This is a genomic window from Cutibacterium avidum ATCC 25577 (assembly GCF_000227295.1).
Classification (GTDB): Bacteria; Actinomycetota; Actinomycetes; order Propionibacteriales; family Propionibacteriaceae; genus Cutibacterium; species Cutibacterium avidum.
Genome location: NZ_JH165054.1, coordinates 1,735,129 through 1,750,271, shown reverse-complemented (window position 1 = coordinate 1,750,271; position 15,143 = coordinate 1,735,129). Strand labels below are relative to the sequence as shown.

Genomic DNA, 15,143 nt, shown 5'->3' with positions numbered 1-15,143 from the left:
TGAAGAGCCGGTAAAGGATGAGCTGGAAGCACGCGCCGCGCAGATAATCCAGGGCTTCCTCGACGACACCGAGATGTTGGCGAGCCTGGCTGTGGATCTGGCAGACCACTACAAGCAGACCCATGGGCGCCAAGATGCGATCTTGGAAGGTCTTGAGGAGCGTCGCCGTGATGTGGAGAACAAGCTGGCCAACTTCGTCAAGGCCATCGGGATGGGCATCTTCAACGAAGATACCTAGGCCGCCATGACGTCGCTGCGCGAGCAAAAAGAGGAGCTGGGGGCTGCGATCCAGCTGGAGCGCGTCAGGGCCACGCCGACCGAGAAGGAGGGGCCCATCAGGGAGTTCTACCGGCGCTACGCCAAGGCCATGATGGAAGATCCCCAGACGCGCAAGCTGCTGCTGGAGTACTCCGTCGACAAGATCTTCGCGGGTGGCGAGACGCTCACCATCGCGTCGTGGTTCCACGACCACGGGAAGGAGATCACGCACGAGAACCTCATGCAGGCAAGGAAACGGGGGAAGAGCTGACCCTCTCACGAGAGTTCGACACTTCCCCCTCAGGTGGAGATGGCGGGAATTGAACCCGCGTCCTTGAAAGACCGTCCAGACATTCTCCGGGCGCAGTCGATGCTGTCGTTGTTACTCGGCTCCTGCACTCACACCGACATGGTGCAGACAAGCCCAGTCACGGAAAAGTCCCGTACAGCCTCCGTGACCACGGCTGTACAGCAAGCCTTCTAAACGAGGCCAGAATCCGGACGGAAGGCTACATCCGGGCTGACCCTTCGATCACTGATCAGGCAGCGAGAGCGAAGTCAGTGCGAGTGTTCTCGGCACTTATAGGTTTCCAGGGGTCGTTAACGAGTTGACCCTGGGTCCTCGGCCCGCTTCTCCTGGAACAACCATTCCAAGTCGAAACCAGTCATCCCCTCTATGGTGTTGTACCAGTCAAGTCTACCTCATCGGCCCCGAGCCACCGAACCCGTCAGCCGACGTCGACCGTCGTCGAAGAACTTCAGCGGGATCGCGTCGAGCAGCGGATTCGTCCACTCGACACCCTCGAAGGCACGAGCGGCGTGAGTGATCGTCCCGGCGAACCACGCCATTCCGACGAGGGGGAAGGCGATGACAAGCATGCCCGTTTTGGCAACAACCCCCAACACAACCATGGCCAACAACAAGGCAAGCACCTGGAAATTGGCCTGATGAGCAACTTGACGACGAGTCCAGGAACCTCGAGGCGAAATCGCCACACCCAACATCGGACCCAGCGGCCCGAGGAAGAGCGGAGACAACCCGATCAGCCCGGCAGCCAACGATTCCCCAGGAGCGATACGTGCAGTCTGAGAGGAACGGGCCCGACCACCGATGACAGCCAGACCAGCCAGGGTCGCATTGAGATCAGCTCGTGTCACCGCAGCCAGGGCACGACTCACCCTGTCCTCGAAGTCAGCAGGCGACAGACGACCGTCGACATAGGAATTTCGCAAGAAGTCAACGACTCGATCACGCTGAGCGTCGTTGACGAGCCACTGATCCTCTCCCGACCGCCACGGCTGACAACTATTCACGACATCCATCGTGATTCGGTCCGTTGCCCAAACCAATGAAGGCCACCTCGACACCGACCGCGGTCATAGGGCCACAGCATGAACACAGACCAGCGTCTCAGTCTTGTCCCTCGAATCCGCGAATCGCCTGGACGATGGTCACGATCATCCAGATCAGTACGACCGTACCGAGCGCCGCGCTGCCACCAGAGAATGCGGAAGGAGAGAACGCACCGAAGAAGCCCATCAAGGCGAAGAACACAACCTGAGTGATGAACTGGCGCTTCACCCTGCGTCGCGCCCAGGATCCCCTCCTCGTCACCGCAACACCAATGGCCGGACCGATTGGTCCGCTGATGAATACTGACAAGGCACACAGCCCGACGCCCTTCGTCGTCCTCTCGGCAGGAATGTCAGGCAGGGGTGCCCTGATGGCTTCCGGAACCGATGGCTTGAAGGACGGCAGCCCGCGGTAGCCCTGGTCAAGCTCGGACCGAGTGCGCGCCAACAAGGTTATCTCGGTGCGACGCTCTCGCTCCGCGTCGTCAATCACTCCGTGGGCGTAGGCGTCATTGATGTGGTCGAGGACTCTCTCGCGTTGTTTGTTGGTCACCCGCAGCGAGGCATTCTCCGGTCGCCACCCGGAACTCATCGGGACACGTCCCTCCCGAAATCACTCAACTGCGAAACAGCATCTCGCAACTCAGCAGTCTGTCCGGCCACGCGGACGGGGGCAGTGCCACCGCGTCCGGACCGGGAGCGCACCGACCCCTCGACCGTCATGACTTCACGGACCTGCGGGGTGAGTCGGGGATCAATGGCGGCCAGCTCGTCGTCAGTGAGATCGGCCAATTCCTTGCCCTGGGACTCGGCCTCACGCACACATGCCCCGGAAAGCTCATGAGCGACGCGGAACGGCACCCCCTGTCGCACCAGCCACTCGGCGACATCGGTGGCCAGGGAGAATCCCTGACCAGCCATCTCGGCCATGCGCTCGGTGTTGAACACCGCGGTGTCCATCATCCCGGTCACGGCAGGAAGCAGCAGATGGAGCTGATCGATCTGGTCGAAGACCGGCTCCTTGTCCTCCTGCAGGTCCCGCGCATATGCCAGCGGCATGCCCTTGAGGGAAGCCATGAGACCAGCAAGGTCGCCGATGAGTCGGCCCGCCTTGCCACGAGCGAGCTCGGCAATATCGGGGTTCTTCTTCTGCGGCATGATGGACGACCCGGTCGAGAACGAGTCGTCAAGGGTGACGTAGCTGAACTCGCGGGTATTCCAGATGATGATCTCCTCGCTGAGCCGCGAGAGGTCAACCCCAACCTGGGCAGCCACGAAGGCGAACTCGGCAACAACGTCGCGAGCCGCGGTGCCATCGATCGAGTTGGGAGCAGACGAGGAGAACCCGAGGTCCCGTGCGACGGCTTCCGGATCCAGACCGAGTGACGACCCCGCAAGGGCCCCCGAGCCGTACGGAGAGCAGTCCATCCTGGCATCGAGGTCACGGAAACGCTGCACGTCGCGCACCAGTGGCCAGGCGTGAGCAAGCAGATGATGGGCCAACAGCACCGGCTGGGCGTGCTGCATGTGGGTACGGCCAGCGATGACGGCGTCACCAGCCTCCTCGGCCCGTCGCGCCAACACGTTGACCAGTTCCAGCACCTCGCCGGCCAGGCTACGAGCCTCCTCACGCAGATACCGCCGCAGCAGCGCAATGATCTGGTCGTTACGAGAGCGACCAGCACGCAGACGTCCGCCAAGATCGTCACCAGCTCGTTCCATGAGGCCGCGCTCGAGGGCGGTGTGAACGTCCTCGTCATCAGGGCCGGCGACGAATCGTCCGGAGACGACATCGTCCTCAAGCCTGTCGAGGGCCTCGATCATGCCTTGGTACTGCTCGTCGTCTAGCAGACCCGCGGTGTGGAGAACTCCGGCGTGGGCCCTGGAGCCAGCAATGTCGTGGCGCGCCAGCCGCCAGTCGAACTGGGTCGACACGGACAGGGCCGCCAATGCGTCGGACGGCCCACCGGAGAAGCGTCCACCCCACAATGCCATCGGACGGTCAGAGCTGTTCCGGTTGTGGTCGTGCGGTTCGGTGGTCAAGAAGAACTCCTCACTCGGGGACGTGATTTTCAGCTTACCCACCACCATGACCGCCCCCGTTCATCTGTGGCGTTTCCCGGGGACCCCGACCAGATTGTCAGACGGTCACCGCGTCGATGAGGCCGGGGAGGGCGTCGACGAAGGATTGGGCCTGCTCCGTGGTCAGGATGTATGGAGGGGCCAGCCTCAGCGTCGACGGATTGGCCGCATTGACGATGAACCCAGCGTCGCGGGCCGCAACGACGAGGTCGGCAGCAATCTCGGAATCGAACTGGACACCGAGCAAGGCGCCACTGCCCCGCACCTCGGTGATGCGAGGATGGCACTGCCTCAGCGTGGACGACAGCAAGGTACCGATCTGACGCACATGGGCCAGCAGATCCTCGGACTCGATGGTGTTGATGACTGAGTAGGCCGCCGCGCAGGCCAACGGGTTGCCGCCGAAGGTCGTCCCGTGTTGTCCGGCGGAGAGAATGCCGGAGACGTCGGGTCCGAAGGTCATCGTCGCCCCGATGGGGAAGCCGCCGCCCAGAGCCTTGGCAAGGGTCATGATGTCGGGTGTGATGTGAGCGCCATGGTGAGCGAACCAGTGACCGGTGCGCCCCATCCCACACTGCACCTCGTCAACGACCATAAGGACGTCGTGGGAGGCCGTCAGCTCACGTACCCGTTGCAGGTACGCCACTGACAGCGGCACGACCCCGGCCTCTCCCTGAACCGGCTCGACGAAGACCCCGGCCACGTCGCCCTTGTCCAACTCAGCGGCGAGAGAATCGGGGTCCTCCGCAGGGACGAAGGTCACGTCAACGGCTGAGGGGCCGAAGGGCTGACGGTAGGCGATCTTGTGCGTCACCGAGAGAGCACCCAGGGTCCGGCCGTGGAAGGCATGCTCGAGCGCGATGATTCGACCACCGGGGTCACGGGCAAGGCAGATCTTGACCGCCGCCTCATTGGCCTCGGCACCCGAGTTCGACAGGAAGACCGCGGATCCCTGTGGAGCCTTGGCCAGGGCCAACAGCTTCTCGGCAAGGTCGAGCTGCGGCCCGGTGGTGAAGAAGTTCGAAACGTGGGCAAGGGTCGCGGCCTGATGGCTGACGGCCTCAACCCATGCGGGATGCGCATAGCCCAGGGCGTTGACGGCAATACCGCCGAGCAGATCGAGGTACTCCTTGCCGTCACTGTCGACGACGACGCAACCGTGACCGCGTTCCAGGCACAGCTGGGGGCTGCCGAACACGCCGAGCAGGTCGCGCCGGTAGCGCTCCCGCCAAGTGCCAGTCGTCTGATCGTCAGTCATCGTCATCCCCTCAGACGTAGTCATCGCGCCGGGCCATCGTTCCGACTCCCCTGGTGGTGAAGATCTCCAACAACAAGGCGTGCTCGATTCGTCCGTCGACGATTGCCGCGCTCGCGACCCCGCCGTCAATGGCGTCGAGTAAGGCCTGACCCTTGGGCCGCATCCCCTCCCCCAGGCGAGGGATCATGGCGCGCAGATCCGTGTCCGAGATCTCCGAGATGAGGGTGTGCGGATCCGGCCAGGCGCCGTAGATACCAGCAACGTTCGTCAGCATGACGAGTTTCTCGGCACACAGAGCTTGGGCGATGGCGGTTGCAGCGGCGTCAGCGTTGACGTTGAGGACCTGCCCGGTCGGTCGGCCGGCCTCGTCGACCTCGGGACTCACCGGGGCAATGACGGGGATCTGCCCGCGATCCAACATGGAGTTGATGAGTTCGGTGTTGACGTCGACGATGTCTCCGACCAAGCCCATGTCGATCCGTTCCCCATCAACGATGACCCGAGACTTCCGCGCCGCCAACAATCCGGAATCCTCGCCCGACATGCCAGCCGCAAGTGGTGCGTAGGAATTGATCCGGTTGACGAGCTGACGGCCGACCTGGCCCACGAGCACCATCCGGACGACCTCCATGACCTCGGGAGACGTCACCCGCAAACCGTTGCGGAACTCCACGGGTGTCGCGGATTCGGCGAGCATGGCGTTGATCTGAGGTCCACCGCCATGGACGACGATCGGACGGATACCCACCGACGCCATGAAGACGATGTCGTCGGCAAAGGCCTGCTGCAAGCCCGGGTCAACCATGGCATTGCCACCGTACTTCACGACGACGGTCCGGCCCTGGAACCGTCTGATCCAAGGTAGCGCTTCAACCAGCACCTCTGACTTTCGCTGAGCCGAGAACTGTGAATCGTTGAGGGGAATGTCAAGGGCAAGGGTCATGATGTGTATGCGCTGTTCTCTTCGACGTACTCGTGGGTCAGGTCATTGGTCCACATCGCGGCCTCGGCATCACCAGCGTGCAGGTCAATGTCGATGTGGACCTCTCGCGGGTTCATGTCAACGAGATCGCGGTCGTCGCCGATCCCTCCCGATCTGCACACCTGGATGCCGTTGACCGAGACGTCCACCGCGTCGGGATCGTAGGGGGCCACGTCCTCGGGCACGCATCCGACAGCTGCCAGGATTCGTCCCCAGTTGGGGTCGTTGCCGGCAATGGCGGTCTTGACGAGGTTGGATCGGGTGACCTCGCGTGCGACGGCCACCGCAGCCTCGGTACTCGTCGCTCCGTGGACGGTCACCTTGACGTCGTGGTGGGATCCCTCGGCATCGGCGACGAGCTGGCGAGCCAGGGTTGCACACAAGTCGGTCAGGGTAGAGACAAGGGCATCACCCGTGAGGCTGACGCCGGATGCCCCGGACGACATCGCAACGACAGTGTCATTGGTCGACATACAGGCGTCAGAGTCGACGCGGCTGAACGTGACGTCACACGCCTGGGCCAGGGCGTCCTGGAATTCCTCGGGGTCCACGACGGCGTCGGTGGTAAGGAAGACGAGCATCGTCGCGAGTTGGGGAGCCAACATGCCTGCCCCCTTGGCGATCCCTCCGAATCGTGTCCCATTCCTCTCGACGGTGGCGGACTTGGGAACGGTGTCGGTCGTCATGATTGCTCGTGCCGCCGACTCGTCAACGGCGTCTCCCCTGTCCAAGGAGGTGTGCGCGGTCGTGGCTCCCACCAAGATTGAGGGCATGTCGAGTCGCACACCAATGACTCCTGTCGAGGCGACGACCACCTCGTCAGTCTGACAACCGACCAGTGTTGCGACATGCTCGGCCTCGCACTGGGAGTCCGTCAGGCCGTCGATTCCGGTGCAGGCATTGGCGACAGCTGCATTCGCAATGACCGCTCGTGCCTTGTGGTCAGAAACAACCTGGCGAGACCACTGCACGGGAGCGGCACTGACGCGATTGGTCGTGAACACTCCGGCGACGGTGTCGCGAGGGCCGTCGTTGACGATCAACGCTAGATCCGGGGCCGGTTTGGTTCGCAGCCCGGCCTGGACGCCACGGGCGCGGAATCCGAGCGGATAGGTAACGGACATGAATCCTCCTGTCACGGATTGAGGCCAACCATGGGAAGCCCCGCTGTCTCGGGGAGTCCCATGGCCAGATTGAGGCTCTGGACGACAGCACCGGCGGTGCCCTTGACGAGGTTGTCGAGGGCGACGACGACGGTGGCCAGACCGTTGTCGAGGTCACCGACGGCATTGATGTGCGCCATCGCCGATCCGGCGACGTCATGAGTGTCTGGGTGAGCATTGGTGACGTGAATGAGCGGCTCGTCGTGGTAGACCTCGCGCAGGCGTCCGCCGAGTGTCGCGGTCGAGGCCTGGGACGGTGCGGTACACACCGCGAGAATTCCACGGGTCATGGGGACGAGAACGGCGCTGACGCTCAGGTGCGGATCCGTGGCACCCGAGGTACGCAGGGACTGCATGATCTCGGGGATATGCCGGTGAGCATTGCCGACGGAATAGGGGTGGGCTCCCCCACTCATGCGGGAGAAGGTGAGGTCCGGACGACTCGACTTCCCGGCCCCCGAGGTCCCCACTACCAGGGTCACTGCCGTCTGAGAGGTGTCGACGAGGTCGACCAGCGGCGCCAAACCGAGGGCCACCGCTGAGGCATTGCAGCCGGGTCCGGCGATCCGCCTGGCCCTGACGAGGTTGCTGCGCTGCGAACCGCCGGCAGCCAGCGGAAGTTCCGGAAGACCATAGGTCCAGGTGCCGGCATGATCGCCGCCGTACCAGCGCTGCCAGTCCGAGGACGACGACAGCCGGAAGTCTGCACCGGCATCGACGATGACAACATCAGGATTGACCTCGCTGAGCTCACTGGCAATCCTGCCAGAGGCGCCATGCGGAAGGGCCAGCACGACGGCGTCATGGCTCGCCAACCGATTGACGTCAATCTCGGACAGCGTCCGTTCCCCCGCCACCCCGGCCAGGTGTGGCATCGCCTGGCCCACTGGGAGGCCAGCCTGCCGGTGCGCGGCAAGGTCCCCCATCGTCAGCTCGGGGTGTTGGGCCAGCAAGCGCACGACCTCAGCTCCCGCGTATCCGGAAGCTCCAACCACCGCGACGGTGAATCCTTTTGCGCTCATGTGCATAGTTATACACTAGAACGCATGTTCCTCCAATTCGCATTCACAATGTGGAGTCAGAATGCCGCCACCGCACTGTGAGCGCGGTGGCGGTCGTCAACGATTCAGCGCTTGCGGTTGCGCACGCGATTCGCCAGTGCTCGTTGCGCCTCACGCTTGGCGTCGCGCTCACGAATGGCCTGACGCTTGTCCCAGTCCTTCTTGCCGGTACCGACGGCGATCTCGACCTTGGCGTAACCGTCCTTGAAGTACAGCTGCAGCGGGACGATCGTCTTGCCCGGGCCGTCAGCCTCCCGCGACAGCTTGGCGATCTCGCGTTTGTTGAGAAGCAGCTTGCGCTTGCGCATGACGTCGTGGTTGCGCCAGGTTCCGAAGGCGTACTCGGGGATGTGGAGGTTGTACATCCACACCTCGCCCCTGTCATCGACCTGGGCGAAAGCATCGGTCAAGGTAGCCTTGCCGGCGCGCAAGGACTTCACTTCAGTGCCCTGTAGGACGAGCCCGGCCTCCCACTTGTCACCGATGGTGTAGTCGTGGGTAGCGCGACGATTACGCGCGACGACCTTGACACCCTGTTCCCTGGGCATGGCGGACCTCCTTCGACACAGGACGTTCCATCCTATACGGAGGAACTCAGACCCTGAGGTACTTCTTGGTCGCAATGTAGGCCGGTGCCACAGACAACACGATGGCCACGACGATCATCCACGCGATCGAGGTCCACACTTGAGGCCACCCAATCCACGCCACCGTCGTGATGGAATGAGCCATCTTGCGCATGACCACCAAGTCGGCGCCCAAGGCGAGGGTGAGGCAGGCCAGCAACGCTCCGATGAGACCCGCGATGAGGGACTCCAGGAGGAAGGGCATGAGGATATACGCGTTCGAAGCACCTACCAACTTCATGATGCCCAGTTCGCGACGTCTGGCGAAGGCAGCCATCCGAATGGTGTTGCCAATCTGCAAGGCCGCAGCGACCAACAAGAGCGCCGACATTCCGAAGGTCACCCATTTGAGGGCATTCATCCACAGAAATATCGGGTCCAACACGTTGTGCAGGTCAACGACCGACTGCACACCGGGCAGGCCCTGCGCCTCCGTCACCACCCCCTGATATTGCTGGGGATCGACCAATTTGACGCGATAGGAGTCCTGAATGGTGTCCTCGGTGAGAACGTCCTTGACCGGTGAATCCGCATAGATGCGCTGGTACTCCTGGAAGGCCTCGTGCTTGGACTCGTAGTAGACATGCGAGACCTGGGGATTGGTCTGCAGAGCCTGACGAATCTCGTCCTTCTGAGCCTGAGTGGCGGCCTTCTCCCCCGAGCACTGCGCCCCCGAGACGCCGTCAACACACAGGAAGACCGAGACCTCGACCTTGTCATACCACTTGCCCTTGAGCAGGTCGACCTGCTGGGTGGCCAGCAGGGCCGCCCCGAACAGGGACAGGGAAACCCACATCGTGACGATGACGGCCAGGGTCATCGTCGCATTGCGGCGCAGCCCGGACCACGTCTCTCGCAAGGTGTGACGCATGTATTTCCTCGTTCTGTCTCGTGTCGGGGATCTCAGGAGTTGCGGTAAACGCCCTCGTTCTCGTCCCGGACGACATGTCCGGACTCGAGCTCGATGACTCGTCGTCTCATCTGGTCGACGATCGTCGAGTCATGAGTGGCCATGACAACCGTGGTACCAGTGCGGTTAATGCGATCAAGGACCTTCATGATGCCCACGGCAGTATCAGGGTCGAGGTTTCCGGTCGGCTCGTCGGCGATGAGGATCTTGGGACGATTGACGAAGGCCCTGGCCAAGGCGACGCGCTGCTGCTCACCACCGGAGAGCTCATCGGGCATCCGCTTCTCCTTGCCGTCCAAGCCGACCAGTTCCAAGGTCTCAGGGACGACGGTACGAATCTCCTTGGTCGACTTGCCGATGACCTGCATCGCGAAGGCGACGTTGTCGTAGACCGACTTGCCCGGCAGCAGGCGGAAGTCCTGGAATACCGTACCGATCTGACGACGCAGGGCCGGCACCTTCCACGACCTCAGCTGATTGAGGTTCTTACCGGCGACGTAGAGGGTTCCCCTCGTCGGGCGGTACTCGCGCAGGATCAGTCGGATGAAAGTCGACTTGCCCGAACCGGACTGGCCGACGAGGAAGACGAACTCCCCCTTGTCGATGTCGACGTTGACGTCGGACAAAGCGGCCTGACTCTGTCCGAAATATGTCTTCGTGACGTTTTCGAAGGTGATCACGTCTGTCCCGTCAGTCAGTCTCGTTCTTGCGACGCCAACGGATGCCGGCGTCAATGAAGTCGTCGATGTCGCCGTCGAAGACCGCGTCGGTGTTGCCAACCTCGTGATTGGTGCGCAGATCCTTGACCATCTGGTACGGATGCAGCACGTAGGAGCGCATCTGGGCACCCCACGAGTTGCCTTCCGACTTCAGAGAGTTCATCTCGGCTTCCTGCTCCTCGCGAGCCTTCTCCAGCAGCTTGGCCTGCAGGACTCGAAGGGCAGCAGCCTTGTTCTGGATCTGGGAACGTTCATTCTGACAACTCACCACGATGCCAGTGGGAAGGTGGGTCAGGCGGACAGCCGAGTCGGTGGTGTTGACTCCCTGGCCACCGGGGCCGGACGCGTGGAAGACGTCGACGCGCAGGTCCGACTCCGGAATGTCGACGTGGTCGGTCTCCTCGACGACGGGGAGCACCTCGACACCGGCAAAGGAGGTCTGACGACGTCCCTGGTTGTCGAAGGGGCTGATACGCACCAGACGGTGAGTGCCCTGTTCGACCGACAAGGTGCCGTAGGCGAAGGGAGCATGGACGACGAAAGTCGCGGACTTGATGCCCGCCTCCTCTGCGTACGAAGTGTCGAGGACCTCGATCTTGTAACCGTGACGCTCGGCCCAACGCAGGTACATCCGCAGCAACATCTCGGCGAAGTCAGCCGCGTCGACGCCACCAGCCTCCGAACGGATGGTGACGACCGCCTCACGCTCGTCATACTGCCCGGACAGCAGGGTGCGAACCTCGAGAGCGTCGATCTCCTCGCGAAGCTTGGCTGCCTCGCTCGTCGCCTCCGCCAGGGACTCCGCGTCATCGCCATCAGCTGCGAACTCCAGCAGAACCTTGACGTCCTCGATGCGCGAACGCAGCCGCTCCAGGCGCTCGATCTCAGCCTGCAGGGCAGACAGCCGCGAAGTCACCCGCTGAGCGTTCTCCTGGTCATCCCACAGGTTCGGGGCGGCCACCTGTTCCTCGAGGTCCGCGATCTCGGCCTTCTTGGCCTCGGGGTCGAGAACATTTTCGATCGAGGACAGGGATGTGTCGAGCTCCTCGACAGTCTGTTGAAGGTCTACCAATGCCACGTCAGCCAACTCTACAGGGGCACAACGACAACTCACCGTGTCGACGCCGACCCCGAACGGTGTGCTCACACCCACGACTCGGTACAGTGGTGCATCCGGGGCGTATAGCTCAGTTGGTCAGAGCGCCTGCCTTACACGCTGGAGGTCGCCGGTTCGAGCCCGGCTGCGCCCACCCTTGCGCGCCGCAGATCGCATTCAGGTCAGGTACTACGTTTTGGCGGCTACGAACCACCTTTGCATGTCTGGTTGTGTACGCTGTGACGGTGCTGTGCCATTCAGGTATCCTGAATATTGCTGCCGTCAATTGATGAATAAGGAGTTCGCATGACACAGCCGAACCACCCACAGCAACCTGACTATTTTGGCGGCCCGGAGTGGCCCAGCGAGAGCCACGCGCAAGGCGGTTTCGACCAGTTCGGACAGCCTGTGACCGCTCATCCCTACCAGGCTCCAGATCCTTACTCCAATCACAGTGACCCGTCTGGCGAGGACCACCGAAGGCCGCACGTCGATTTCGGCCGCGCCGTCAAACTCTTCTTCAAGAATTACGCCGTCTTCAACGGGCGGGCATCCCGATCCGAGTACTGGTGGATCTTCCTCTTCTCGATCCTGGTCGAGATGATCCTCAATGCGATCAATTTCGCCATGGACGGGACCCCCAACGACCCGGCGAGGCTCTACGCGGTCCTGAGCACCATCTGGTTCCTGGGTACTCTCATCCCCTCAATCGCGATCGGTGTGCGCCGCCTGCACGACACCAACCACACCGGCTGGTGGCTGCTCATCTCCCTCATCCCGGTCATTGGTTGGATCTGGGTGCTGGTCTACCTCGTCCAGGATTCCGACGAGAATGCGTGGCAGTCCTACGACAAGGAGCCGCTGCCCGTCACCGAGTAACTCTTCAGTCACCAGACATCAGAAAGGGTCCGAACACATCGTTCGGACCCCTCTCGCGTACCTCAGTTCTTGGGTTCCTCAGGCTTCTGCTTGCAGATTCGCGAGGACGTCGTCAAGATCGTCAGGGCGCACCAGCACGTCTCGAGGCTTGGAGCCCTCCGACGGCCCGACGACATGACGGGTCTCCAAGATGTCCATGAGGCGACCGGCCTTGGCGAATCCGACGCGCAGTTTGCGCTGCAACATTGATGTCGAACCCAACTGCAACTCGACCACGAGCTTCGCCGCCTCGAGCACGAGCTCCATGTCGTCACCAATGTCCTCGGCAACCTTCTTCTCGGCGGTAGGGGCGGCGACGTCCTCGCGGTAATGGGCCTCCATCTGGGACTTCACGTGAGCGGCGACCTGGTGAATCTCGGAATCAGACACCCACGATCCCTGTACACGCACCGGCTTCGACGCACCCATCGGCAAGAACAACCCGTCACCTTGACCCACGAGCTTCTCGGCGCCCGGCTGGTCCAAGATGACGCGGGAGTCCGTCATCGACGAGGTCGCGAACGCCAGCCGCGACGGGATGTTTGCCTTGATGAGGCCGGTGCAGACGTCGGTCGACGGCCGCTGGGTGGCCAGTACCAGGTGGATGCCGGCAGCTCGGGCCAGCTGGGTGATGCGGACGATGGAGTCCTCGACGTCACGCGGGGCCACCAGCATGAGGTCAGCCAACTCATCGACGACGACCAACAGATATGGGTAAGGGGCCAGCACCCGCTCGGAACCGGGCGGAAGAGTGACCTCTCCCGCCAGCACAGCCTTGTTGAAGTCCTTGACATGGCGGAAGCCGAAGGCGGCCAGGTCGTCGTAACGCTGGTCCATCTCGCGGACCACCCACTGCAAGGCCTCGGCAGCCTTCTTGGCGCTGGTGATGATGGGGGTGACCAGGTGAGGAATCCCCTCGTACTGGGTCAACTCCACTCGTTTGGGGTCTACGAGCATCATGCGGACCTCGTCGGGGGTCGCTCGCATCATCACAGACGTGATGAGGGAGTTGACGAAGCTTGACTTACCGGAACCCGTCGCACCGGCCACCAAGAGGTGCGGCATCTTCGCGACATTAGCGATGACGAACCCGCCCTCGACGTCCTTGCCCAGGCCGACGACCAACGGGTTGTGGTCATTGCGAGCCTTCGAGGAGCGCAGCACGTCGCCCAAGGAGACGATTTCCTTGTCGCGGTTGGGGATCTCGATGCCGATGGCCGACTTGCCGGGGATGGGCGACAGAATGCGGACGTCCGGGGATGCCACCGCATAGGCAATGTTCTTGCTCAGTGCGGTGACCTTCTCGACCTTGACGGCCGCTCCGAGCTCGACCTCGTAACGGGTCACCGTCGGGCCACGGGAGTAGCCAGTCACCTGGGCGTCGATCCCGAACTCGTCGAAGACCGACGACAATTTAGAGACGACAGCGTCAGAGGCCTCCGTGCGAGCCTGCGGAATCGATCCCGGATGGAGCAGCTCAGAGGCCGGCAGGGTGTAGGCGATGTCACCGGAGAGCTGCAATTGCTCGACGCGAGCTGGCATCGGTTCATGGGCCGGGGGTTCGAGGTCCGCATGTTCGTGAACGGTGAATCCCTGCGGCAACCCGGCAGTCGTGCGTTCCTTGGCAGGTTCGTCGTCCCCGGTCGGAAGGTCGAGCGGCAAGGAATCCCCGGCCACGTCGGAAGGGGGCTCATCGACGATTTCGGCGTCAAAGATCGCGTCAAGACTCTCATCGGTGCGCTCGGAGCTGCTCTTGCGTTTCCTGGAACGACGACCCTTGACAGAGGGCATCTCTTGTGTGGCGATCTCGTCAGGATTGTGGTCAACGAGGGTGTCTGTCACCAGAGGGGTGTCGTAGGCCCGGCGAGACTCGATCTCACGAGGCTTGGCCACCGCGCGACGAGAGGCGTTTCGCACCCGTGCGGCCCCGTCAACGAGGGGGCGTCCCACGATGAGGAGCACGCCCAGGACCGTCACGAGGATGAGCAGAGGCAAGGCGACCCACTTCGTCAGCAGGTCAGCCAGCAGACTCGAGGAGATGTAACCAAGCATGCCGCCGGCGGCGCGGACTGCCTCAGGACGATCCGGGCGGGGAAGGCCGTGGGCAATGTTGACGACGCCAAGTAGGCCGAGGAAGAAACACACCCAGCCCATTACCTGGCGTCCACCCGTGCCGTTGGTCGCCGGGTGACGCAGGATGTGCCACATCATGGCTAGCCCGAGCAGCGGCAGGGCGTAGGACAGCGACCCGAAGATCGTCGCCACACCCATTCGCAATCCGTTGCCGAAGCCACCGGGCAGATCGAACCAGAATCCAGCGGCTACCAGGGCCGACAACAACAGCAGCATGAGCCCGGTACCGTCGTGGGTCACCTCAGGCTCCGCGGGACGTCCACCGATACCGCGGACCATAGTTCCCAGTCCGCGAGCAATACCCGACCAAGTTGCCGACAGCGCTCGGGCCACCGGATTCGTGGAAGTGGGTGCACTCGGTGGCGTCGACCTGCTCCTCGAGCTGGTCGACGTTTTCTTGTTGCTTCCGTTCGAGCGTGTGCCCGAGCCACGTGACGATTTCTTCGCCGTCGTATTTCGGGACCGCGCTGGGGAAGACGCACGGGTCGCCATGCCATTGACGTTATCAACCATGGCCACCAGTGGCCGACAGGCCAGGCGGAGAGTCAGATGATTGATCAGCGAGTGTCATCGTTCGAACGCGA

The 15,143-nt window shown here is 62.7% G+C and carries 15 protein-coding genes, 1 tRNA gene, 1 other RNA gene and 1 pseudogene; 5 read left to right on the top strand and 13 right to left on the bottom strand.

What is annotated here, in order from left to right; genetic code table 11:
* Positions 1-238: pseudogene (locus HMPREF9153_RS07845) on the top strand (recombinase family protein); the annotation flags it as partial.
* 6 nt (positions 239-244) lie between these two features.
* Positions 245-529 (top strand): hypothetical protein, encoded by a 285-nt coding sequence (locus HMPREF9153_RS07840; protein ID WP_004811021.1) that lies wholly within the window; start codon positions 245-247, stop codon positions 527-529.
* Positions 530-560: 31 nt separating this feature from the next.
* On the opposite strand, the gene ssrA is transcribed toward HMPREF9153_RS07840, so the two are convergent.
* The 12 genes from ssrA to prfB all read right to left on the bottom strand — a co-directional run bounded on the left by ssrA (position 561) and on the right by prfB (position 11,490).
* Positions 561-931: a transfer-messenger RNA gene (gene ssrA / locus HMPREF9153_RS11610) on the bottom strand.
* A gap of 29 nt (positions 932-960) precedes the next feature.
* Complete coding sequence (locus HMPREF9153_RS07830) at positions 961-1,572, bottom strand: DUF1707 SHOCT-like domain-containing protein (protein WP_174266669.1); 612 nt, start codon at positions 1,570-1,572, stop codon at positions 961-963.
* Positions 1,573-1,669: 97 nt separating this feature from the next.
* On the bottom strand, positions 1,670-2,203 hold the full coding sequence (locus tag HMPREF9153_RS07825) for a DUF1707 SHOCT-like domain-containing protein (RefSeq protein WP_004811017.1): 534 nt from the start codon (positions 2,201-2,203) through the stop codon (positions 1,670-1,672).
* Positions 2,200-3,606 (bottom strand): argininosuccinate lyase, encoded by a 1,407-nt coding sequence (argH, locus tag HMPREF9153_RS07820; RefSeq protein ID WP_036980103.1) that lies wholly within the window; start codon positions 3,604-3,606, stop codon positions 2,200-2,202. Before argH ends, HMPREF9153_RS07825 begins: the two co-directional genes overlap by 4 nt.
* A gap of 145 nt (positions 3,607-3,751) precedes the next feature.
* Positions 3,752-4,951, bottom strand: a complete 1,200-nt coding sequence (locus HMPREF9153_RS07815) for an acetylornithine transaminase (protein WP_036980101.1) — start codon at positions 4,949-4,951, stop codon at positions 3,752-3,754.
* Between the two features lie 10 nt (positions 4,952-4,961).
* Positions 4,962-5,894: an acetylglutamate kinase gene (argB, locus tag HMPREF9153_RS07810; protein WP_004811010.1), complete on the bottom strand. Its 933-nt coding sequence runs from the start codon at positions 5,892-5,894 to the stop codon at positions 4,962-4,964.
* A complete protein-coding gene (gene argJ / locus HMPREF9153_RS07805; RefSeq protein WP_004811007.1) occupies positions 5,891-7,057 on the bottom strand; it encodes a bifunctional glutamate N-acetyltransferase/amino-acid acetyltransferase ArgJ in 1,167 nt (388 codons plus the stop codon). Before argJ ends, argB begins: the two co-directional genes overlap by 4 nt.
* A gap of 11 nt (positions 7,058-7,068) precedes the next feature.
* Positions 7,069-8,124 carry an N-acetyl-gamma-glutamyl-phosphate reductase gene (gene argC, locus HMPREF9153_RS07800; protein WP_004811004.1) on the bottom strand — a complete coding sequence of 352 codons (1,056 nt, stop codon included), beginning with the start codon at positions 8,122-8,124 and terminating at the stop codon, positions 7,069-7,071.
* A gap of 98 nt (positions 8,125-8,222) precedes the next feature.
* Positions 8,223-8,705 carry an SsrA-binding protein SmpB gene (gene smpB / locus HMPREF9153_RS07795; RefSeq protein WP_004811003.1) on the bottom strand — a complete coding sequence of 161 codons (483 nt, stop codon included), beginning with the start codon at positions 8,703-8,705 and terminating at the stop codon, positions 8,223-8,225.
* Between the two features lie 46 nt (positions 8,706-8,751).
* Positions 8,752-9,654 (bottom strand): permease-like cell division protein FtsX, encoded by a 903-nt coding sequence (ftsX, locus tag HMPREF9153_RS07790; RefSeq protein WP_004811001.1) that lies wholly within the window; start codon positions 9,652-9,654, stop codon positions 8,752-8,754.
* Positions 9,655-9,686: 32 nt separating this feature from the next.
* Positions 9,687-10,373 carry a cell division ATP-binding protein FtsE gene (gene ftsE, locus HMPREF9153_RS07785; RefSeq protein ID WP_004811000.1) on the bottom strand — a complete coding sequence of 229 codons (687 nt, stop codon included), beginning with the start codon at positions 10,371-10,373 and terminating at the stop codon, positions 9,687-9,689.
* A gap of 10 nt (positions 10,374-10,383) precedes the next feature.
* Positions 10,384-11,490, bottom strand: coding sequence for a peptide chain release factor 2 (prfB, locus tag HMPREF9153_RS07780; RefSeq protein WP_004810998.1), 1,107 nt, complete (start codon positions 11,488-11,490; stop codon positions 10,384-10,386).
* 98 nt (positions 11,491-11,588) lie between these two features.
* On the opposite strand from prfB, the gene HMPREF9153_RS07775 reads away from it, so the two are divergent.
* Positions 11,589-11,662 (top strand) — tRNA-Val (locus tag HMPREF9153_RS07775).
* Between the two features lie 152 nt (positions 11,663-11,814).
* Positions 11,815-12,387: a DUF805 domain-containing protein gene (locus HMPREF9153_RS07770; RefSeq protein WP_004810996.1), complete on the top strand. Its 573-nt coding sequence runs from the start codon at positions 11,815-11,817 to the stop codon at positions 12,385-12,387.
* Positions 12,388-12,465: 78 nt separating this feature from the next.
* Here HMPREF9153_RS07770 and HMPREF9153_RS07765 read toward each other — a convergent pair whose 3' ends face one another.
* On the bottom strand, positions 12,466-14,838 hold the full coding sequence (locus tag HMPREF9153_RS07765; protein ID WP_036979729.1) for an FtsK/SpoIIIE family DNA translocase: 2,373 nt from the start codon (positions 14,836-14,838) through the stop codon (positions 12,466-12,468).
* 19 nt (positions 14,839-14,857) lie between these two features.
* On the opposite strand from HMPREF9153_RS07765, the gene HMPREF9153_RS07760 reads away from it, so the two are divergent.
* Positions 14,858-15,112 (top strand): hypothetical protein, encoded by a 255-nt coding sequence (locus tag HMPREF9153_RS07760; protein WP_036980099.1) that lies wholly within the window; start codon positions 14,858-14,860, stop codon positions 15,110-15,112.
* Positions 15,113-15,143 lie beyond the last annotated feature (31 nt).

What these genes read in the sequence shown, in the direction of transcription:
- HMPREF9153_RS07840 (WP_004811021.1), top strand. Translation starts at nt 245, where the DNA reads ATGACGTCGCTGCGCGAGCAAAAAGAGGAGCTGGGGGCTGCGATCCAG.
- HMPREF9153_RS07825 (WP_004811017.1), bottom strand. Translation starts at nt 2,203, where the DNA reads ATGAGTTCCGGGTGGCGACCGGAGAATGCCTCGCTGCGGGTGACCAAC.
- argH (WP_036980103.1), bottom strand. Translation starts at nt 3,606, where the DNA reads ATGGCATTGTGGGGTGGACGCTTCTCCGGTGGGCCGTCCGACGCATTG.
- HMPREF9153_RS07815 (WP_036980101.1), bottom strand. Translation starts at nt 4,951, where the DNA reads ATGACTGACGATCAGACGACTGGCACTTGGCGGGAGCGCTACCGGCGC.
- argB (WP_004811010.1), bottom strand. Translation starts at nt 5,894, where the DNA reads ATGACCCTTGCCCTTGACATTCCCCTCAACGATTCACAGTTCTCGGCT.
- argJ (WP_004811007.1), bottom strand. Translation starts at nt 7,057, where the DNA reads ATGTCCGTTACCTATCCGCTCGGATTCCGCGCCCGTGGCGTCCAGGCC.
- argC (WP_004811004.1), bottom strand. Translation starts at nt 8,124, where the DNA reads ATGCACATGAGCGCAAAAGGATTCACCGTCGCGGTGGTTGGAGCTTCC.
- smpB (WP_004811003.1), bottom strand. Translation starts at nt 8,705, where the DNA reads ATGCCCAGGGAACAGGGTGTCAAGGTCGTCGCGCGTAATCGTCGCGCT.
- ftsX (WP_004811001.1), bottom strand. Translation starts at nt 9,654, where the DNA reads ATGCGTCACACCTTGCGAGAGACGTGGTCCGGGCTGCGCCGCAATGCG.
- HMPREF9153_RS07770 (WP_004810996.1), top strand. Translation starts at nt 11,815, where the DNA reads ATGACACAGCCGAACCACCCACAGCAACCTGACTATTTTGGCGGCCCG.
- HMPREF9153_RS07765 (WP_036979729.1), bottom strand. Translation starts at nt 14,838, where the DNA reads ATGGTCCGCGGTATCGGTGGACGTCCCGCGGAGCCTGAGGTGACCCAC.